Raw genomic sequence first — 4,663 nt, 5'->3', positions numbered from 1 at the left:
ACGCGGCCACCATCACCGCCATCGCCCGCGAACTAGCCGCCGCCCCCACCTTCCAGGAAGGCGCACCGATGACCGTGCTCGCCCTGTTCCACCATGCCGGAGGCTCGGCGGCCGTGTTCCGCCGGCTGACCCACCTGTTGCCCGACGACATCAGGCCCGTAGTGGCCGAGCTTCCCGGACGGGGCCGCCGCTGGCGTGAGCCCGCCCTCCACACCGCGGAAGAGGCCGTCCAGGACCTGACCGACCTGCTGGCCGAAGAAGTCGGCGCCGACGACGAACTGTCCATCCTCGGCCACAGCATGGGCGCCTACCTCGGACTCGGCGTGGCGGCGGCCCTGGAGCGGCGCGGCGGACCGCGCTGCCAGGTTCTCTTCGCCTCCGCCAACCTGGCCCCGCAACTCGGCTCGCCGCTGTTCGCCGACGGCACCGCCGGCGTGTCCGACGAGGAGGTGCTGGAGTGCGCCGCGCGGTACGACGCGCTGGACGCCCGGCTGCTCCGCCATCCGCACATCGCCGACCGCGCCGTGGCCCTGCTGCGATCCGACTTCGACGTCTGCGACTCGTTCGTCCGCACCATGTCCCGGACCGTGACCGAGAGCCGCATCGTCGTCTGCCGGGGGCAGCAGGACGCCTTCGGCGACGAGCACACCGACCCGTGGCAGTGGCGCAGCATCCAGCCGCTCACCACCCTCACGTTCCCCGGCGGCCACCTCTACCTGGAGGCGGCCGGGGCCGAACCGCTCGCGGCGGCGATCGCTTCGGTCATGACCGAACCGGCGCGGTCCCGAACCTGATCCGGCCTGGGAGCAACCATTGAACGAGGTAGTGAAGTCCAACGGAAGGACCCCGCTCGCGCACGAACTCTTCGAGGCGCGGCGCATGTCCCATCCCGGCCTGCCCGCCGTGATCCGGGGCGACAGGTCTCTCACCTACGAGGAGCTGGGGCGTGACGCGGACCGGCTCGCCCACGCGTTGCGGCTGGAGGGCGTCACCGGACAACCGGTCGGAGTGTTCTTCGAGCGGGGGTTCGCCATCGCCGTCGCGGTGCTCGGCGTACTCAAGGCGGGCTGCGCCTACGTGCCGCTCGACCCGGCCTATCCCGACGAACGGCTCGCGGCCATGGTGCGCGACAGCGACGCCACGGTCCTGCTGACCGAGAAGGCGGTCCTCGACCGCGTTCCCCTGCCGGACGGCACCCGCGCCATCCTGCTCGAAGACGCCCTGTCCGCCGCCGGTGACGCGCCCCGGCCGACGGCGCCGACGGCGGGACCGGACACCCTCGCCTACGTCATCTACACGTCCGGGTCCAGCGGGGCGCCCAAAGGCGTGGCCATGCCCCACGGCCCGCTGGCCAACCTCATCGACTGGCAGTGCGAGCAGTCGTCCTGCGGCACCGGTGACCGGACCCTCCAGTTCTCCGCGCTGAGCTTCGACGTGTCCTTCCAGGAGCTGTTCAGCACCTGGGCGTCCGGCGGGGCCCTGGTGGTGGCCGACGACGCGACCCGCCGGAGCTGGCAGGCCCTGATCGAGCTGCTGAACCGCGCCTCGGTCCGGCGGATGTTCCTGCCGTTCGTAGCACTGCAGGCGATAGCGGCGCACGCCGGCTCCGTCGGCGTGTGGCCGGCCTCCCTCCGTGAGGTCGTCACGGCCGGCGAACAGCTTCAGGTGACCCCCGCGGTGCGCGCCCTGTTCCAGCACCTGGACGGGGCGGTGCTGGTGAACCAGTACGGCCCGTCGGAGACCCACGTGGTGACCTCGCTCGAACTCGGCGGCGATCCACGGGAGTGGCCGGACCAGCCCAGCATCGGCCGGCCCATCGCCAACGCCGAGGCGTATGTTCTCGACGAGCACCTGCGCCCGCAACAGCCTGGCACGGCGGGGGAGTTGTGCATCGGCGGCCCGGTGCTCGCGCAGGGCTACCTGGGTATGCCCGAAGCGACCGCCGCGCGGTTCCGGACCGTACCCGGCCTGGCCGGCGGAGGGCGGATCTACCGGACGGGCGATCTGGTCGAACTCCGGCCGGACGGTACCATCCAGTTCCTCGGACGGCTGGACGACCAGGTGAAGATCCGGGGCCATCGGGTGGAGACCGGCGAGGTCGAGGCGCACCTGCGGACCCTGCCGGAGGTCGCCGACGCGGCCGTGGTCGTGCGGGAGGGCGCGGGAGGCATCAAGCAACTGGTGGCGTTCTGCGTCCCGGCGCACGGCGCCGAGGTGGTGGCGTCCGTGATCCGGCGGAGCCTGTCGGTGCGTCTGCCCGACCATATGATCCCTTCGTCGATACGTCCTCTGCCTTCCCTGCCGCTCACCTCCAGCGGCAAGGTCGACCGCAGGACGCTGGCGCGGGGCCTCTGACCGCCGCCCGCTCCCCTTTCTTCGAGAAGGAATGAGGACAAGCATGTCGACGCATGGTCCGGCCATCAGTGCGGGGGAGAGCGGTGGCGTCGCCGGGACCGTCCTGGTGGGCGTGGCCCTGGTGCTCGTCGCCGCCTTCCTGTTCTCCGCTGCGGCCAAGCGGGTCCGCCAACCCGCGGTGATGGGCGAGATCGTCGCCGGGATAGCACTGGGACCGAGCCTGCTCGGGCTCCTGCCCGGCGATCTGCCCGGGCTGCTGTTCCCCCCGGAAGCCCGCCCGTACCTGGAGGTGCTCGCCCAGTTGGGCCTGGTGCTCTTCATGTTCGGAGTCGGCTATCAGCTGAGCCTTTCGCACGTGAGCGGCGTCGGGAGGCGCATCGCGCTGGTCTCGTTCAGTTCGGTGGCGCTGCCGTTCGCCATGGGCGCCGGGCTCGCCGTACTGCTGTACCCGTGGCTCGACCGGTCCGAGCTGAGAACGCAAGGGGTGCTCGGCCCGGCGCTGTTCCTCGGCGCGGCGATGTCCATCACGGCCTTTCCCGTGCTCGCCCGGATCATCGTCGAACGGGGCCTGCAGAAGCACCGGGTGGGCGTGGTGGCCCTGGTCAGCGCGGCGATCCAGGACGTGGTCGCCTGGACCGTGCTGGCCGCGGTCGTCACGGTGGTGAGCGTCAGCGGCCTGTGGTCGTTCGGGCGGACCGCCGGCGGCGCGGTGGCCTTCGGCCTCGTGCTGGTCTTCGTGGTGCGGCCGGCCCTGGCCTGGCTGCTGGCCCCGCGACGGCGCTGGGCCGGCAACGGCCCGACCGTCCACGTCGTGCTCTGTTCCGGCCTGCTGGTCAGTGCGTGGATCACCGACGAGATCGGGCTGCACGCCGTGTTCGGCGCGTTCCTGTTCGGCGCCGTCGCGCCCCGCCACCACATCGACGCGACCGCCCCCGAGGTGCCGGAGCGCATCGACCAGACCAGCCTGCTTCTGCTTCCGGTGTTCTTCACCGTGACCGGGCTTTCGGTGGACCTCGCCGGGCTCGGCGCGCAGGGGCTCGTCATGGTCCTCGCGACCGTCGCGGTGGCGTGCGTCGGCAAGTTCCTCGGCGCGATGGGCGCGGCGCGGCTGACCGGGTCCACCGGGCGCGAGTCCACGGTCCTCGGCATCCTGCTCAACGCGCGCGGACTGACCGAACTGGTCGTCCTCAACGTGGGCCTGAGCCTGGGCGCCCTCGACACCAGGCTGTTCACCGCCATGGTCGTGATGGCACTGCTCACCACGCTGATGACCGGACCCCTGCTGACCCGGTTCCCGATCGATGCCGAGCCGGCCCCGGCACCCGCACGGCGGCCGATGAAGCACGCCGGAAAGGACGCGGCCCGATGACCGGGACCACCACGGGACAGGTGGTGTACGCGCTCACCGCTCCCACCCCGGCCCGGCTGCCGCTGCGCGGCCGCGAGGACGAGCTGGCCCGCGTACGACGGGCCCTGGAGTTCGGCGCCGACGGCGGCTGCGCCCTCGTGACGGTCGAGGGCCCGCCCGGCTTCGGCAGGACCAGGTTCCTGGACGAGTGCGCGATCATGGCGCAGCGGCTCGGCTTCGTGACGGGCCACCGGTACGAGCACCCCGGTGCGGCCCGTCCGCCGGGAGCCGACGCCACCGACCGGCCCCGGCTGATCGTCCTGGACGACGCACACTTCCTGGGAGAGGAGCCGGGCGACGCGCTGCTCGCCCGACGGCACGCCCCGTACGGCAGCCGGGCGCTGGTCCGGCTGGTGGCGCGCCGCCGCGGGACGGGGCCGGGAACCACCGACGCGCTGGTCGGCTGCCCCACCGGGCACACCGAGCGGATCAACCTCGACGTGCTCCGCGCCCCGGCCTCGCTCCAGATGGCCGCCGACCTGCTGGGGGTCCCGCCCTCCGCTCCGCTGGCCCGGGTGCTGAGGGGCGCGGGCGGGCACCCGAAGCTGCTGGTGGAGCTGGTGGAGGGCATGCGCGAGGAGCACCTGCTCCGGGTGGGCCCCCACGAGGCGCAACTGGTCGAGGAGCGCATCCCGCAACGGCTGCGGGCGCTCCTGCAGTCGATGCTCCTGGAGTACCCGGACGAGTGCCGCCAACTGCTGCGGGTGGCGGCCGTCCTCGGCCGGGAGAGCACGCTCGGCGATCTCCTGCCGATCCTGCAGGTGCCGCCGTCCGCCCTGCTGCTCATCCTGGACCGGACGATCAGCACCGGCCTGCTGGCCGTCGGCAGTACCCAGGTCCGCTTCCCCAACGAGCTGCTGTGGCGGCTGATCGTCGACTCGGTGCCGGTCCCGCTGCGGC

General features: G+C 72.5%; 3 protein-coding genes and 1 pseudogene. All 4 read left to right on the top strand.

Features of this window, described 5'->3' with window-relative positions; genetic code table 11:
• The coding region (locus B9S58_RS05885; RefSeq protein ID WP_146063465.1) for a thioesterase II family protein at positions 1 to 794 on the top strand (794 nt) is incomplete at its 5' end.
• Between the two features lie 19 nt (positions 795 to 813).
• Positions 814 to 2,355, top strand: a complete 1,542-nt coding sequence (locus B9S58_RS05880; RefSeq protein WP_146063464.1) for an amino acid adenylation domain-containing protein — start codon at positions 814 to 816, stop codon at positions 2,353 to 2,355.
• A gap of 43 nt (positions 2,356 to 2,398) precedes the next feature.
• Positions 2,399 to 3,724 (top strand): cation:proton antiporter, encoded by a 1,326-nt coding sequence (locus B9S58_RS05875; protein ID WP_103531069.1) that lies wholly within the window; start codon positions 2,399 to 2,401, stop codon positions 3,722 to 3,724.
• Positions 3,721 to 4,663: pseudogene (locus B9S58_RS05870) on the top strand (ATP-binding protein); the annotation flags it as partial. The gene B9S58_RS05875 and the pseudogene B9S58_RS05870, both read left to right, overlap by 4 nt.

Origin of the sequence: Streptomyces sp. SM11 (assembly GCF_002910905.1) — a bacterium.
Lineage (GTDB): Bacteria > Actinomycetota > Actinomycetes > Streptomycetales > Streptomycetaceae > Streptomyces.
This window is presented reverse-complemented; position numbering and strand designations above follow the sequence as displayed.

What these genes read in the sequence shown, in the direction of transcription:
- B9S58_RS05875 (WP_103531069.1), top strand. Translation starts at nt 2,399, where the DNA reads ATGTCGACGCATGGTCCGGCCATCAGTGCGGGGGAGAGCGGTGGCGTC.